We start from the raw sequence: 15,380 nt of genomic DNA, 5'->3' as shown, positions 1-15,380 counted from the left end.
TGCGACCGCGCCGGGAGATCGGCGCGGCACGATCAGAAGCTACGCATAAAACGGTGAAAAGGGGAGAGGCATGATATCGCAGATCGTTTCAGCCGTCGGCGTGGTGATCGCCGGCGTTTTCGTCTGTGCTCTGTATTACTGGCTCTCCGACAAGATCCTGCAGGCCGTCTTTCCCGTGCCGGTGGACAATGTCCGCGCCGCCTCCGTCAATCTCAACCGCCGCGCCACGGTGCGCCCCTGGTTGTTTCTCGGCCCGGCGCTCATCCTGCTGGTCGTCTACCTCGTTTATCCGGTCGTCGCGACCTTCATCCTCTCCTTCTACGACCGGTCGGGCGGCGACTTCGTCGGCCTTGCCAATTATCGCTGGGCCATCCAGGACGCGCAGTTCCGGCAGTCCATCTTCAACAACATCCTCTGGCTCGCGGTCGTGCCGGCGGCCTGCACCTTCTTCGGCCTCGTCATCGCCGTGCTGACCGACCGCATCTGGTGGGGCAATCTCGCCAAAAGCCTGATCTTCATGCCGATGGCGATTTCCTTCGTCGGCGCCTCGGTCATCTGGAAGTTCATTTACGAGTATCGCGGCGGCACCGAAACGCAGATCGGTCTCCTCAACGCGGTCGTGCAGGCCATCGGAGGCAATCCTCAGGTCTGGATTTCGCTGCCCTTCTGGAACAACTTCTTCCTGATGGTCATCCTCATCTGGATCCAGACGGGCTTCGCCATGGTGATCCTTTCGGCGGCGCTTCGCGGCATCCCCGAGGAGACGATCGAGGCGGCGGTGATCGACGGCGCCAATGGCTGGCAGATCTTCTGGAAGATCATGGTGCCGCAGATATGGGGCACGATCGCCGTCGTCTGGACGACGATCACCATTCTCGTGCTCAAGGTCTTCGATATCGTGCTGACCATGACCAACGGCCAATGGAACACCATGGTTCTCGCAAACCTGATGTTCGACTGGATGTTCCGCGGCGGGGGCGACAGCGGCCGAAGCGCGGTGATCGCGCTCGTCATCATGGCAGCCGTCACGCCGATCATGATCTGGAATATCCGCCAGGCGAACAAGGAAATGGGAGGCCATTGAGATGAGCGCAGTAGCAAGCCTCCGCCGTATCGGCCTTCCGCGCCTCGTCGTCCACCTCTCGGTCCTCGTCATCTGCATCATCTGGCTCATCCCGACGCTCGGCATCCTCGTCACGTCCTTCCGCGACGCGGGCCAGATTGCCGCATCGGGCTGGTGGACGGCCTTCACGGGCGCTGCTGAAACGAGCGCCGCCCGGCTCGGCGATCCCTCGACCGCCAAGCAGAACGGCGCGACCTATGTCATCACGGGCTCGGTTTTCGAAGGAGGGAAAGGCGGCGCTGTACGCGCCTTCGGGACCCGCGTTGCCGCGCCTACGGAATTTGCGGTGGGCAAGGCTGCCGATCTCGGCGACGGCGAGACGCTGACCATCAATGAGGACGGCAGCTATACCTATTCCAAGAATGCGCCGTTCGAGGGGCGCGGCAAGCGCGTTTATCTCTCGGTCGCCACGCCGCCATCCTTCACCACCGAAAACTACCGCACGGTCCTGACCTCTCAAGGCATCGGCCAGTCCTTCGTCAATTCGCTGACGGTCGCGGTTCCCGCAACGATCATCCCCATCCTGATCGCCGCCTTCGCAGCCTATGCTCTCTCCTGGATGGAGTTTCCCGGGCGGGCCCTGATCATCGCGCTGGTGGTCGGGCTGATCGTCGTTCCCCTGCAGATGTCGCTCATTCCGCTGCTGAAGATGTACAACGAGATCGGCAATTTTTTCGGCGTGCCGTCTCGCAGTTATGCGGGCATCTGGCTTGCCCATTCCGCCTTTGGCATGCCGCTCGCGATCTATCTCCTGCGCAACTACATTGCCGGCCTGCCGAGGGAAATCATCGAATCCGCCCGCGTCGACGGCGCCAGTGATTTCGAGATCTTCGTCAAGATCATCCTGCCGCTGTCATTCCCGGCGCTCGCCTCCTTCTCGATCTTCCAGTTCCTCTGGACATGGAACGACCTTCTGGTCGCCATGGTCTTCCTCGGCACCGGCAAGGATCAACTAGTCCTCACCGGCGCCCTGAACGCGCTTCTGGGGTCCATGGGTGGAAAGTGGGAAATCCTCACGGCTTCGGCCTTCATAACAATCGTCGTCCCGATTATCGTCTTTTTCGCCCTGCAACGGTATTTGGTTCGCGGCCTGCTCGCCGGCTCCGTCAAGGGCGGCTGACGAGCGCGGCAGATCAACACAGACCTCTATAGGATTTTGAATGAGCGTTTCAGCAGAAGCCTCCGCAGCACCGGACAAGGACTGGTGGCGTGGGGCGGTCATTTATCAGATTTACCCGCGCTCCTATCAGGACTCGAACGGCGACGGCATCGGCGATCTGAAGGGTATCACCGCCCGCCTGCCGCATGTGGCGGCGCTCGGCGCCGACGCCATCTGGATCTCGCCATTCTTCCCCTCGCCGATGCGGGATTTCGGCTACGACGTCTCCAACTACACGGATGTCGATCCGATGTTCGGCTCGCTGTCGGATTTCGACGGGCTGATTTCCGAGGCGCACCGGCTCGGCATAAAGGTGATGATCGACCTCGTCATGTCGCACAGTTCCGACCAGCATGCGTGGTTCATCGAAAGCCGCTCCAGCCGCTTCAACCCCAAGGCCGACTGGTATGTCTGGGCCGACGCCAAGCCGGACGGCACGCCGCCCAACAACTGGCTGTCGATCTTCGGCGGGTCCGCTTGGGCGTGGGACCCGACCCGCATGCAATATTACATGCACAACTTCCTGACCTCGCAACCGGACCTCAACCTGCACAATGCGGAGGTCCAGGACGCGCTGCTCGACATGACCCGCTTCTGGCTGAAGCGCGGCGTCGATGGTTTCCGCCTCGACACGATCAACTTCTATTTCCACGACAAGGACCTGCGCGACAACCCGGCGCTCGATCCGTCGCGCCGCAACGCCTCCACCGCGCCGGCCGTGAACCCCTATAACTTCCAGGAACATCTCTACGACAAGAACCGGCCGGAAAACCTGGAATTCCTGCGGCGTTTCCGCGCCGTGCTCGACGAGTTTCCGGCGATTGCCGCCGTCGGCGAAGTGGGCGACAGCCAGCGCGGCCTCGAAATCGTCGGGGAATACACGTCCGGCAACGACAAGATGCAGATGTGCTACGCATTCGAATTCCTGGCGCCCGACCCGCTGACGCCGGCACGCGTATCCGAGGTGCAGAAGGCATTTTCGGTCGCGGCACCGGACGGCTGGGCCTGCTGGGCCTTCTCGAACCACGACGTGGTGCGCCATGTCAGCCGCTGGGGCCACGACGTCCTCGACCGCGACAGTTACGCCAAGATGGCGTCGGCCATCCTGATGTCGCAGCGCGGTTCGGTCTGCATCTATCAGGGCGAGGAACTGGGCCTCACCGAAGCCGACATCGCCTATGCCGACCTTCAGGATCCCTACGGCATCCAGTTCTGGCCGGAATTCAAGGGCCGCGACGGTTGCCGCACGCCGATGGTCTGGGACAGCCAGGCGCTGCAGGCCGGCTTCTCCACCGCGGAAAAGACCTGGCTGCCGATACCGGTCGAGCATCAGCTTCGGGCCGTCGGCGCCCAATACGGCGACCCGGCCTCGGTGCTGGAGCAGTACCGCCGCTTCCTCGCTTTCCGCAAGCAGCATCCGGCCTTTGCCAAGGGCGATATCGAGTTCCTGGCCGAGGACGGCACGGTGCTCGGTTACAAGCGCCAATACGGCAACGAGACGGTGCTCTGCCTGTTCAACATGAGCGCGACGGAAACGGCAGCCGAACTGCCGGCAGGCGATTGGGAAGTGCTGACCGGCCATGGTTTCGAAAGCGGGCTGGAAGGCAGGCGAGTGGAACTACCGGCCTGGGGGGCGTTCTTCGCCCATCACGCATAACGATAAAGGGGAGGAAACATGGCTGGCGTCATTCTGAAGGATATCCGCAAGGCCTATGGCCAGATAAAGGTGCTGCACGGCATCGACCTGGACATCACCCAGGGCGAGTTCGTGGTGTTTGTCGGACCATCCGGCTGCGGCAAGTCCACGCTGCTGCGGATGATCTCCGGCCTTGAGAGCATCACCGGCGGAGAGATGTTCATCGACGGCCAGCTCGTCAACGACGTGCCGCCGTCGCGGCGCGGCATCGCCATGGTCTTCCAGTCCTACGCCCTTTATCCGCATATGACGGTCTACGACAACATGGCTTTCGGCATGCGGATCGCCAAGGAAAGCCGCGACGAGATCGACCGCCGGGTACGTGCGGCGGCCGATATCCTCCAGCTCACCCCCTATCTCGATCGTCTGCCGAAGGCGCTCTCCGGCGGCCAGCGCCAGCGCGTCGCCATCGGTCGCGCCATCTGCCGCAACCCGAAGGTCTTCCTGTTCGACGAACCGCTCTCCAACCTCGACGCGGCGCTGCGTGTCGCGACCCGCATCGAGATCGCCAAGCTCAAGGACCAGATGCCGGATACGACGATGATCTACGTCACGCACGATCAGGTGGAGGCGATGACGCTTGCCGACCGTATCGTCGTGTTGTCGGCCGGCCGTATCGAGCAGGTCGGCGCTCCGCTCGAACTTTACGAGCGTCCGCAGAACCTGTTCGTCGCCCGCTTCATCGGCTCGCCCGCGATGAACATCATCCCCGCCACCGTGACGGAGACCGGCGAGACGACCACGGTGGCGCTGAAGGGCGGAAAATCGGTGCAGATGCCGGTGCCGACCGCGGCCTCCGAAAAGGGCAGGCCAGCCAGTTTCGGCGTGCGGCCGGAAGATCTGTCGATCGCGACCGGACCTGATTATCTCTTCGAGGGACAGATTTCGATCGTTGAAGCGCTCGGCGAAGTGACCCTTCTCTACATTGAGGGACTGGCCGATCATGAGCCGATCATTGCCAAGATCCCCGGCATTCTGCAGGTGAAGAAGGGCGACACCATGCGCTTTTCAGCAGACCCTCAGAAACTGCACCTTTTCAATGCAGAAGGTAAGACCTATCGGATCTAGGAAGTAACGAGCTGTTTACCGAGATTTTGCGATATGCATTTGGAGTTGTTCTGATTTGGGACTTCAAAACTCTCTGTTAAATTTCGCCGGCTAGTCTTCTCCTTGTAAAGCAATGGAGGGATGTCGTGAGTGCGGCTCCAAGTAACAAGAATCACTTTTTGAACAAGGAAGAGTCTTTCATGTACGACCGGGAAGCCCGGTTCAAAATGGAAGACACGATGAATGCCGCCCGTATCGAGTATACGGAAAACGGGGTGATGAACATGGCGCAGCGTCGCTGCGACGTCATCCGCATCTCGATGAGCGGCGCCGTTCTCGGCATCCTGACGCAGTATAATCTGCCGAAGCAGTTTTATCTCGACATTCCCGACGCGCGTATTTCCAAGGTCGGCTGCCTGCTGATGCGCACCAATGCCAACAACACGATCGAAGTTCGTTTTCTGTCTCTGCTCACGAAAAAGGAACTGGACCGTATCTTCATATTCTCGACCCATCCGAACCATCGCGACCGGACGCTGGACATCCGCTCCTGGTAGAGAAGGCCGCCCTCTTCGGCCCAGGTCTTTCGAAGAAACGCCCGAAACCGAAGCCGGTTTCGGGCGTTTTCTTTTGGTTATTCAAGTCTTCGCCAGCGTCTCGGCCACGAGCGGCTTCAGCTTGATATCAGGCACTTCGGCAAACGCGATGTCCTCGCGGCCGAAATAGCTCTTCTGGTTGATCGCCGACCAGTCGTTGCAGACGATCCTGTAGCGTTGTTTGCCCTCCGGCGCTTTCGGCGCGGCATAGAGGAAATCGCCGGTACGGGCGGCGAGCGGGATATCGCCGTCCTGGTTGCAGCGAGCGAGGATCGCCGCAAGCGCGGCCGCATCCACTTCCGAGACCATCAGCTTGCCCTCGAAACGCAGTCCGGCATTGAAGTCGAACCGGCTGACATCGCCGGCCGGCAGCCCGGTGCCGAACGAGGTATGGCCGATAAAGCCGATATCGGCACCGGCCCTGGCGGCCATGGCCTGGGCCGCGAACCGCGCGGTCTCGCCGAGCGTCATGGCCTTGGCCGTCCGGGCGACGACGGCGCGTTCCTCGTCCTTCAGATGCTTGGCGAGAACAGCCGGGATCAGGTCCTTCAGTACGGCGGAGGAGGGACCTGTGCGGTCGATCTCGATTCGCGCCAGCTCCGGCGCCTTGCCGGCCGCCTTGAAACTGGCGACCATGATCGCCGACGACCAGGAGCCGGTATGGATATAGCGGGTTTCGCCCTGGCTATGCGTGAGCGTCAGATGGTCGTGGCCACCGATCATCAATGTGCCGTCCGGCAGGATCGGCAGGATGTCGCGGTCCGGAACGACGCCCGCATGGCTGAGCACGATATTGATGCCGTCGCCGGAAAGCAGCGTCGGCAGGTTGGCCTTCGCCCATTCCACCGGCTTCGGAATGTCCATCATCTCGCGCGTCGGCTTCGGATAGGTGCCGATCGCGTCGGTGGCGAAGGCGGCGAGCTTTATCTTGAGGCCGCCGATTTCGATCTGCTTGCCGGCGTCCGCGTAAGGCTTGCCGGTCCGCTTGTCGATGATGTTGCTGAGCACGGTGACGCCAAGGCCGCGGGCGCGCTCCACGAAATGCGCGAGGTCGTTGTCGAGATCCGGCTCGTGGTTGCCGATATTGACGACAACGGGCGCGAGCTTCGCCAGCGCGCCGAGGAAGGCCCAGTCGATCTCGCCGCCGGAGCGGGAGGCAACGACATTGCCGAGTTCGAAGATATCCCCGTTGATCAGGATGACCTGGGGAACGCCCGCGCCGGCCACCTGCTTTTCGACCACGGCCAGCAGCTGGCCCATCCGCTCATAGGCGGAATGCAGGTCGGACAGGATGATCGCCTGGAAACCCTGGCCGGCCGCGAAGGCCGTCGTCGGAACGATCGGCAGGATGGAAGTCGAAGCGAGCAGGGCAAGCAGGCTTCGACGGGTGATTTCTGCACGCATGAGGGTCTCCCGGGCGGTGTGTGACTTGCGAGCTTCTTAGGAACACCGGAAGACAACCGTGTGACGAGCAGGCCCGGATAACCGGGCCGGCGATCACGCAAACACGCTGGCACCCATGTCCGCCGTGCCGACATGGCGACGGAAGGGCGCGAAGAGTTCACGGCCCATTCCGAATTCGTTGTCGGACAGATCGACGACGACCGGTGTGCGGGCTTCAAATTCCGTGGCATCGGCCAGGACTTCGAGCGTGCCGGCGACCGCGTCGAGGCGAATGATGTCGCCGTCCTTGATCCTGGCGATCGGCCCGCCGTCCGAGGCTTCCGGGGTGATGTGGATCGCCGCCGGCACCTTGCCGGAGGCGCCCGACATACGTCCGTCGGTCACTAGCGCCACCTTGAAGCCGCGGTCCTGGATAACGCCAAGCGGTGGGGTGAGGCGGTGCAGTTCCGGCATGCCGTTCGCCTTCGGTCCCTGGAAGCGGACGACCGCGACGAAATCCCTGTTGAGCTCGCCGCGCTTGAAGGCATCCTGCAGCGCCTGCTGGTCGTGGAAGACGATCGCCGGCGCCTCGATGATATGGCGTTCCGGCTTGACCGCGGAGATCTTGATGACCGCCTTGCCGAGATTGCCCTTCAGCATCTTGAGGCCGCCATTCGGCTGGAACGGTGTTTCGATCGATGCGAGGACCTTGGGGTCGCCGCTCTGATCCGGGATCGCCTCGCGGGTGACCTGGCCATTGGCATCGAGCTTGGCCTCGACCGTATAGGCTTCGAGCCCGTGGCCGAAGACGGTGCGCACGTCGTCATGCACCATGCCGGTCTTCAGGAGCTGCTTGATCAGGAAACCCATGCCGCCGGCGGCGTGGAAATGGTTCACGTCGGCAAGCCCGTTCGGATAGACGCGGGCAAGCAGCGGCACGATATCCGAGAGCTCCGAAATATCCTGCCAGGTAAGCAGGATGCCGGCGGCGCGCGCCATGGCGACGAGATGCAGCGTGTGGTTTGTCGAACCGCCGGTCGCATGCAGGCCGACGACGCCGTTGACGATCGAGCGCTCGTCGATCATCTCGCCGGCCGGCGTGAATTCGTTGCCGAGCGCGGTGATGGCGAGCGCCCGTTTGGCGGCCTCGCGGGTCAGCGCTTCACGCAGCGGCGTACCCGGATTGACGAAGGAGGCGCCGGGCATGTGGAAACCCATGATCTCCATCAGCATCTGGTTGGAATTGGCGGTGCCGTAGAAGGTGCAGGTACCGGGGCCGTGGTAGGATTTGGATTCCGCTTCCAGCAGCTCGATGCGGCCGACCTTGCCCTCCGCATAGAGCTGGCGGATGCGCGACTTTTCGTCGTTCGGCAGGCCTGATGTCATCGGCCCTGCCGGAATGAAGACGGAAGGCAGGTGACCGAAGGAGAGTGCGGCAATGACGAGGCCCGGCACGATCTTGTCGCAGATGCCGAGGAAGACGGCCGCGTCGAACATGTTGTGCGACAGGCCGATGCCGGCCGCCATGGCGATCGCGTCGCGCGAGAACAGCGACAGTTCCATGCCCGGCTGCCCTTGCGTGACGCCGTCGCACATGGCCGGCACGCCGCCGGCGACCTGGGCGATGCCGCCCGCTTCCCGTGCCGCCTCGCGGATGATCGGCGGGAAGGTTTCGTAGGGCTGATGGGCCGAGAGCATGTCGTTATAGGCGGTGATCATGCCGAGGTTCGGAACGACGTCGCCCGCGAGCGCGTCCTTCTCGGCGGGGGAACAGACCGCAAAACCGTGGGCGAGATTGCCGCAGGAGAGGACGGAGCGATGTGGATCGCGCGAGGCCGCCCGCCGAACGCGGTCGAGATAGGCTTCGCGATGGGGTTTCGAACGTTCGACGATACGGGCGGTGATCGCCTCGATGCGGGAATGAGCGGCCATGGTCTTGTCCTCTTGTGCGCAACCCCGGCTCGGGAGGGGCAGGACCTTCGGGAAGGCCCTAAGCCACCGGGATTGCTCGTGTTGAAAAGTCGGCGCTCAGGGCGCCCAGAAAATCTCCAGCGGCGAAGCGGCGCGGTTCAGCACGGCGCGGATCGGCATGTCGGTTTCGTCGGAGCCGGCCTTTGCCGTTTCCAGCACGTCCTTCTTGCCCTGGCCTTCGATATGCAGCGCCAGGAAGCGGGCATCCGAAAGGCTGGCGAACGAGAAGGTCAGCCGTTCTTCGCCCGCACCTTCCGCCTGCATGGTCAGTACGCCGCGCGGGCCGGAAAGGTCCAGCGCCCGGGCGAGGTTGTTGCCGTGCGGGAAGAAGGATGCCGTATGGCCGTCACCACCCATGCCGAGGATCGCCACGTCGAAGGGACGGCCGATAACGGAAGTCTTGTCGGTCGCGATCACCGCCGCGTCCTCGATCGAGGGCGCTTCGTAGTAGAGCGGGATGAAATGCGCCGCTGACGCCTTGTCCTTCAGCAAATGCGTCGAAACCAGCAGATGGTTGGAGCGCGGGCTGTCTGCCGGCACGAAACGCTCATCGACCAGCGTCACCGAAACCTTGCTCCAGTCGATATCGCGGGTTGCCAGCGCCTCGAAGAACTTCTTCGGGGTCGAGCCGCCCGAGACCGCGATCGAGGCGGTGCCCCGGTCGCGGATCGCGGTTTCAAGGTGCGCCGCGACCTCGTCCGCCAGGCCGGCGGCGAGTGCTGAGGCATCGGGGAATTCATGCATGTTCGCGATCATGACCCTTAACCTTCATGCCATGTGCGGCCGTCGCGCTCGATGAGGGCGATCGCCTGGCTCGGACCCCAGGTGCCGGCGGTGTAACCCTGCACCTGCTGGCCTGCCGCTTCCCAGCCTTTCAGGATCGGATCGACCCAGCGCCATGCTGCTTCCACTTCGTCGCGGCGCATGAACAGCGTCTGGTTGGAGCGGATCGTGTCGGTCAGCAGCCGCTCGTAGGCGTCCGGATTGCGCACCGAGAAGGCTTCCGCAAAGCTCATGTCGAGCGAGACGTTGCGCAGCCGCATGCCGCCCGGGCCCGGATCCTTAATCATCAGGGACTGCTTGACGCCTTCGTCCGGCTGCAGGCGGATGATCAGCTGGTTGGCTGAAATGCGTCCGGCGGCTGCGTCGAAGATATTGTGGGGGATCGGCTTGAAGGTGATGACGATCTCCGACATGCGGGCTGCAAGCCGCTTGCCGGTGCGGATGTAGAAGGGCACGCCGGCCCAGCGCCAGTTGCCGATCTCGGCCTTGATGGCGACGAAGGTCTCGGTGTTGGAAACGCCGCCTTCCAGCTCGTCGAGATAACCCTTGACCGGACCACCTGCGGACGCGCCGGCGCGGTACTGGCCGCGCACCGTCATCTGCTCGCAATTGGCCTCGGTGATCGGCTTCAGGGCGCGCAGCACCTTGAGCTTCTCGTCGCGCACCGATTCCGAATTCATCGAGGAGGGCACTTCCATGGCGACAAGGCAGAGGAGCTGCAGGATGTGGTTCTGCACCATGTCGCGCAGCGCGCCCGCCGTGTCGTAGTAGCCGGCGCGGCCTTCGAGGCCGACCGCTTCGGCAACCGTGATCTGCACGTGGTCGATATGGTCGGCGTTCCACAGCGGCTCGTAGAGCGCGTTGGCGAAGCGCAGCGCCATCAGGTTCTGCACCGTCTCCTTGCCGAGATAGTGGTCGATGCGGAAGATCTGTTCTTCCTTGAATACGCGGCCGATCGTGTCGTTGAGGTCGAGCGCCGAGGCAAGGTCACGGCCGATCGGCTTTTCGACGACGATGCGGGTCGACTTGGTGATCAGCTTGTGGTCGCGGATCTTTTCCGAGATCGCGCCGAAAATGCCAGGCGCAACCGCCAGATAGAAGACGCGGATGCGCTCCTTGCCGTCGTCGAGCAGTTTCTTCAGCGCCTCCCAGCCCTGGTCGGCCTTTGCGTCGACCGAGACGTAATAGAGCCGCTGGAGGAATTTCTGGACTTCCGCCTCGTCGTATTCGCCCTTCTTGAGATGCTCCTTCAGGGCATCCTGCGCGAACTTGCGGTAATCTTCATGCGAAAGCGCGCTGCGCGAAGCGCCGATAATGCGCGTTGGCTCGGTGAACTGGCCTTCGACTTGCCGGTGGTAGAGGGCCGGAAGGAGCTTGCGTTCCGCAAGGTCGCCGGTACCGCCGAACACGATACAATCAAAGGCTTCAACTGGGATGATCTGGCTGCTCATCGCTGTTCTTTCGTCCTGCATGGTTGGGGGCATACTTATTCTAATCGATTTAAAAACGCTAGCCCGAATTGGCTTCGAAGTGTGTTAGGAACCTTGCCTTGTCAGAGCCTGTCGCGCAGCGCAAACCACGTGAGGGCAAGAAAAAGCAGGGGAGTCCGCATGTGACGCCCGCCCGGGAAGGCGGGAACCTTAAGCGCGGCAAGGTGGTCGAGATCCGTCGCCCTGCCTGCGACCATATCAGCATAAAGCTTGCCACAATAGTTTGACAGCATGACGCCATGACCGGAATAGCCCCCTATCGAGGTGACCCCCGGCATGACTTCGCGCACGAAGGGCTGACGTGGCATGGTAATGCCGACATTTCCGCCCCAGGCATGCGTGATTTCGACGTTTTTGAGGGCCGGGTAGGTCTCGACGATCTGCCTGCGGATGGCGTTTGCAGTGTCTGCCGGATTTCGTGACGAATAGACTTCGCGGCCGCCGAACAGCAGCCGGTTGTCGCGGCTCTTGCGGAAATAGCGCACAACGAACCGCGAATCAGCAGCCGCCTCGCCGCCTGGAATGACATGCGGAAAATCGTCGAGCGGCGCGGTCGCGGCGATGAATGATCCGATCGGCATGATATGCGCGGATGTAACCGGCTCCAGATTGCCGATATAGGCATTGGTGGCGATCAGCACCCGGTCGGCAGTGAGGGTACCTTTCGGCGTCTTGACCAGGATCTTTCCGCCGGGACCGTTTCTCGTCTTTTCGATCGCCGTGGCCGGCGTCATCTCGAAAATCTGGGCGCCCGCCGCCTGCGCGGCGCGGGCAAGCCCGACCAGCAGTTTCAGCGGATGGATATGGCCGGTGCCGGTATCGCGCACGCCGTAATAATAGTCTTTCGTGCCGAGCCGCTCCGCAGTCTCCCGGCCGTCCATGAAGGAGAGGTGCGGATAGCCGTAACGCTCCGCCGCGATCTCGGCACTCGCCCGGTAATCCTTTTCGTGGCCTCTTTTGTGGGAGACGTTCAGCTGCCCCGGCATGTAGTCCATGTCGATGCCGTGGGCCTCGGCAAAGTCGAGGAGATGTCGCTTGGCGTCCTCGGCCATGTCGAACAAGGCCTTCGAGCGCTCGTAGCCGATCTCCTTTTCCAGATCCTCCGGCCACCAGCGCTGCCCGGTCCCCATCTGTCCGCCATTGCGGCCGGACGCGCCGTCGCCGAAGCGGCTTGCCTCGATCAGCGCGACGGAAATGCCGGCCTTTGCGAGATTGTAGGCGGCCTGCAGGCCGGTATAGCCGCCGCCGATGATCGCCACGTCGACGGTCTTCGATCCGTCGAGCGCCGGATAGGCCGGCCGTTCGCCGACGGTTGCCTGATACCAGGAAATCCCCGGCGCGATCGGGCTCTGCCATGCATCCACGAGGCAGCCCTCACACGTTGAGAAGCAGGAATTCCCGCTCCCAGGGGCTGATCACCTGCATGAAGGTCTCGAATTCGCCGCGCTTGACGCCCGCATAGAGGCCGATGAATTCCGGGCTGAAGACGCCGGCAAGCGCCGGATCGGATTCAAGCAGCGACACGGCTTCGAGCAGGCCGCGCGGCAGTTCGATCGATCCTTCGTTGGCGGTATCCTCGGTCGGCGGTCCCGGCTCGATGGCGTTCATGATGCCGAGCAGGCCGCAGCCGAGCGAGGCCGCGAGCGCCAGATAGGGATTGGCGTCCGAGCTCGGCAGGCGGTTTTCGACGCGGCGGGCGTTTGCATCCGAGACCGGTACACGGAAGGCGGTCGTCCGGTTGTCATAACCCCAGGCATTGTTGACCGGCGCCGACATGTCGGGCGTCAGGCGGCGGTAGGAGTTCACATAGGGCGCCATCATCGCGAGCGTCTTCGGCACATAGGTCTGCATACCGCCGATGAAGTGGAAGAATTCCTTCGAGGCGGAGCCGTCCGGGTTCGAAAAGACGTTCTTGCCGGTCTTGATGTCGACCACAGATTGATGGATGTGCATCGCCGAACCCGCCTGGCCCTGCATCGGCTTGGCCATGAACGTCGCGTAGATGCCGTGTTTCAGCGCCGCCTCGCGGATGGTGCGCTTGAACATGAAAACCTGGTCGGCGAGTTCGATCGGGTCGCCATGGCGCAGGTTGATCTCTAGCTGCGCCGGGCCTTCCTCGTGGATCAGCGTATCGATCTCGAGGCCCTGCTTTTCCGAGAAATGATAGATGTCGTCGATCAGCTCGTCGAATTCGTTGATGCCGGCGATCGAATAGCCCTGGCCGCCGAGGATCGAGCGGCCGGACCGGCCCTTCGGCGGGTGCAGCGGATAATCCGGATCGTCATTCTTGGCGACGAGATAGAATTCGATTTCCGGCGCCACGACCGGCTTCCACCCCCGGTCGCCATAAAGCTTGAGGATGTTCTTGAGCACGTTGCGCGGCGTGTAGGGAACCGCCTTGCCGTCGGTATCGACGATGTCGCAGATCACCTGCGCGGTGGGGTCTGTTTCCCAGGGCACGACCGATAGCGTCGAAAGGTCCGGCACCAGCTTCAGGTCGCTGTCGCGCGGTTCGTAGCGGAACGTGCCGGTCTCTTCGGGATATTCGCCGGAAATCGTGTGCCGGTAGAGGGCCGACGGCAGCGCCAGCGAGGTGTTCGAGGTGAATTTCGAGGACGGCATCATCTTGCCGCGCGGCACTCCGGCGAGATCGGGCGTGATGCACTCGATATCCTCGATCCCGCGCGCCCGAAGCCAGGCGGCAGCCTCCCGCCAGTCTCCTACCCCTCTGAGCGAGGTGAGCGTCGGCTGGGCGGTCGCGGCTTTCGCCACGGTGCCGGTTGCGAGGGCGGGCGTGAGTTTCTTGCGCGGCATGACACATCGGGGTGAGGTTGATCGGATGTTCCCATCATAACCACGGATTGGCGAATGGCGAGGGGGAGACGCCATTGACTTTGAGTTGCCGATCGAAAACAGCAGATATCGAAACAAGGAGCATGCGGTGACGCGGAAATTCGACGTGGTGGTTCTGGGCGCCGGCGGGGCGGGCATGATGTGCGCCATCCGGGCAGGCGGGCGCGGGCGCTCAGTACTGGTGCTCGACCACGCCAAGGCGCCGGGCGAGAAGATCCGCATTTCCGGCGGCGGGCGTTGCAATTTCACCAATATCCACGCAACGGCGAAAAACTATCTCTCCGCCAATCCGCATTTCGCCAAATCGGCGGTCGCCCGTTACACCCCGCGCGATTTTCTTGACATGGTCGAACGCCACGGCATCGCCTGGCACGAAAAGACGCTCGGCCAGCTCTTCTGCGACGATAGCGCCAAGGACATCATCCGCATGTTGCTGTCCGAGATGAAGGCGGCGAACGTGTTGCTGGAGTTGCAGAAGCAGATCACCTCCATAGAAAAGACACCCGACGGCTTCCGCATCGGCACCTCCGAGGGGCTGGTGGAGGCCGGATCCCTGGTGGTCGCGACCGGCGGCAAGTCGATCCCCAAAATGGGCGCCACCGGCTTTGCCTACGATATCGCCAGGCAGTTCGGCCTCAAGATCGTCGAGACCCGGCCGGCGCTGGTGCCGCTGACGCTCGACCCGAACCTGCTCGAAAAGCTCTCTCCGCTTTCCGGCATCGCGGTGCCGGCCGAGGTCCGCCATGGCAGGACGGCTTTCCGCGAGGCGCTGCTCTTCACCCATCGGGGCCTCAGCGGTCCCTCCATACTGCAGATCTCCTCCTACTGGCGGGAAGGCGACGACGTGACGCTGGTTCTCGAGCCCGACATCGACATCGCAGCCGCCCTCAAGGTCGCCCGCAAGGCCAATGGCAGACAGGCGGCGCAGACGATATTGGCGGAGATGCTGCCGAAACGGCTCGCGCAGTTCTTCGTCGAGGCGCGTGGCCTGACGGCGCATCTCGCGGACCTTTCCGACAGGGCGATCGACGGCCTGGCCGCTTCCATCCAGAACTGGGCCATCAGACCCGCCGGTTCCGAAGGCTATCGCACGGCCGAGGTGACGCTCGGCGGCATCGATACCTCAGAACTGGATTCCAAGACGATGCAGGCCAAGGCGGTGGCCGGCCTCTATTTCATCGGCGAATGTGTGGATGTGACCGGCTGGCTCGGCGGCTATAATTTCCAGTGGGCTTGGGCTTCAGGCCATGTTTGTGGGGAGGCATTGTAGTATAGGTTG

General features: G+C 62.7%; 12 protein-coding genes. 6 read left to right on the top strand and 6 right to left on the bottom strand.

Translation table 11 applies throughout. The features are described 5' to 3' along the window. Positions 1-70: 70 nt before the first annotated feature. The 5 genes from J2X76_RS04700 to J2X76_RS04680 all read left to right on the top strand — a co-directional run bounded on the left by J2X76_RS04700 (position 71) and on the right by J2X76_RS04680 (position 5,582). Positions 71-1,084 carry a carbohydrate ABC transporter permease gene (locus J2X76_RS04700; RefSeq protein WP_113129714.1) on the top strand — a complete coding sequence of 338 codons (1,014 nt, stop codon included), beginning with the start codon at positions 71-73 and terminating at the stop codon, positions 1,082-1,084. A gap of 1 nt (position 1,085) precedes the next feature. Continuing rightward, positions 1,086-2,243 (top strand): carbohydrate ABC transporter permease, encoded by a 1,158-nt coding sequence (locus J2X76_RS04695; RefSeq protein WP_310213704.1) that lies wholly within the window; start codon positions 1,086-1,088, stop codon positions 2,241-2,243. A gap of 40 nt (positions 2,244-2,283) precedes the next feature. After that, on the top strand, positions 2,284-3,939 hold the full coding sequence (locus tag J2X76_RS04690) for an alpha-glucosidase family protein (RefSeq protein ID WP_310213700.1): 1,656 nt from the start codon (positions 2,284-2,286) through the stop codon (positions 3,937-3,939). Positions 3,940-3,957: 18 nt separating this feature from the next. Further along, positions 3,958-5,046, top strand: coding sequence for a sn-glycerol-3-phosphate ABC transporter ATP-binding protein UgpC (locus J2X76_RS04685; protein ID WP_310213698.1), 1,089 nt, complete (start codon positions 3,958-3,960; stop codon positions 5,044-5,046). Between the two features lie 179 nt (positions 5,047-5,225). After that, entirely contained in the window at positions 5,226-5,582 is a 357-nt protein-coding gene (locus J2X76_RS04680; RefSeq protein ID WP_310213695.1) for a hypothetical protein, read from the top strand. Positions 5,583-5,663: 81 nt separating this feature from the next. Here the strand turns inward: J2X76_RS04680 and J2X76_RS04675 are convergent, their stop codons facing one another. The 6 genes from J2X76_RS04675 to J2X76_RS04650 form a co-directional block, all read right to left on the bottom strand. Next, positions 5,664-7,025 (bottom strand): metallophosphoesterase, encoded by a 1,362-nt coding sequence (locus J2X76_RS04675; RefSeq protein ID WP_310213693.1) that lies wholly within the window; start codon positions 7,023-7,025, stop codon positions 5,664-5,666. A 93-nt stretch (positions 7,026-7,118) separates the two neighbouring features. Next, the gene (gene edd, locus J2X76_RS04670; RefSeq protein ID WP_310213690.1) at positions 7,119-8,936 is read right to left on the bottom strand and encodes a phosphogluconate dehydratase; all 1,818 of its coding nucleotides are present in this window, start codon (positions 8,934-8,936) and stop codon (positions 7,119-7,121) included. A gap of 96 nt (positions 8,937-9,032) precedes the next feature. After that, positions 9,033-9,731, bottom strand: coding sequence for a 6-phosphogluconolactonase (pgl, locus tag J2X76_RS04665; protein ID WP_310213687.1), 699 nt, complete (start codon positions 9,729-9,731; stop codon positions 9,033-9,035). Between the two features lie 5 nt (positions 9,732-9,736). Beyond that, a complete protein-coding gene (gene zwf / locus J2X76_RS04660; RefSeq protein ID WP_113129722.1) occupies positions 9,737-11,209 on the bottom strand; it encodes a glucose-6-phosphate dehydrogenase in 1,473 nt (490 codons plus the stop codon). Between the two features lie 101 nt (positions 11,210-11,310). Continuing rightward, complete coding sequence (locus J2X76_RS04655) at positions 11,311-12,612, bottom strand: FAD-binding oxidoreductase (RefSeq protein WP_113129723.1); 1,302 nt, start codon at positions 12,610-12,612, stop codon at positions 11,311-11,313. 10 nt (positions 12,613-12,622) lie between these two features. Beyond that, a complete protein-coding gene (locus J2X76_RS04650) occupies positions 12,623-14,062 on the bottom strand; it encodes a glutamine synthetase family protein (protein WP_113129724.1) in 1,440 nt (479 codons plus the stop codon). A 127-nt stretch (positions 14,063-14,189) separates the two neighbouring features. Between J2X76_RS04650 and J2X76_RS04645 the strand changes: the two genes are divergently transcribed. Then, positions 14,190-15,371: an NAD(P)/FAD-dependent oxidoreductase gene (locus J2X76_RS04645; protein WP_310213683.1), complete on the top strand. Its 1,182-nt coding sequence runs from the start codon at positions 14,190-14,192 to the stop codon at positions 15,369-15,371. Positions 15,372-15,380: the final 9 nt, after the last annotated feature.

Source organism: Neorhizobium sp. 2083 (genome assembly GCF_031455615.1).
Lineage (GTDB): Bacteria > Pseudomonadota > Alphaproteobacteria > Rhizobiales > Rhizobiaceae > Neorhizobium.
Note: the sequence above shows the minus strand (reverse complement) of the source record. Positions and strands in the feature narration are given on the sequence as shown.

Excerpts from the sequence above, each read along its gene's own strand:
- J2X76_RS04700 (WP_113129714.1), top strand. The coding sequence starts at position 71 with ATGATATCGCAGATCGTTTCAGCCGTCGGCGTGGTGATCGCCGGCGTT.
- J2X76_RS04695 (WP_310213704.1), top strand. The coding sequence starts at position 1,086 with ATGAGCGCAGTAGCAAGCCTCCGCCGTATCGGCCTTCCGCGCCTCGTC.
- J2X76_RS04690 (WP_310213700.1), top strand. The coding sequence starts at position 2,284 with ATGAGCGTTTCAGCAGAAGCCTCCGCAGCACCGGACAAGGACTGGTGG.
- J2X76_RS04685 (WP_310213698.1), top strand. The coding sequence starts at position 3,958 with ATGGCTGGCGTCATTCTGAAGGATATCCGCAAGGCCTATGGCCAGATA.
- J2X76_RS04680 (WP_310213695.1), top strand. The coding sequence starts at position 5,226 with ATGTACGACCGGGAAGCCCGGTTCAAAATGGAAGACACGATGAATGCC.
- J2X76_RS04675 (WP_310213693.1), bottom strand. The coding sequence starts at position 7,025 with ATGCGTGCAGAAATCACCCGTCGAAGCCTGCTTGCCCTGCTCGCTTCG.
- edd (WP_310213690.1), bottom strand. The coding sequence starts at position 8,936 with ATGGCCGCTCATTCCCGCATCGAGGCGATCACCGCCCGTATCGTCGAA.
- pgl (WP_310213687.1), bottom strand. The coding sequence starts at position 9,731 with ATGATCGCGAACATGCATGAATTCCCCGATGCCTCAGCACTCGCCGCC.
- zwf (WP_113129722.1), bottom strand. The coding sequence starts at position 11,209 with ATGAGCAGCCAGATCATCCCAGTTGAAGCCTTTGATTGTATCGTGTTC.
- J2X76_RS04650 (WP_113129724.1), bottom strand. The coding sequence starts at position 14,062 with ATGCCGCGCAAGAAACTCACGCCCGCCCTCGCAACCGGCACCGTGGCG.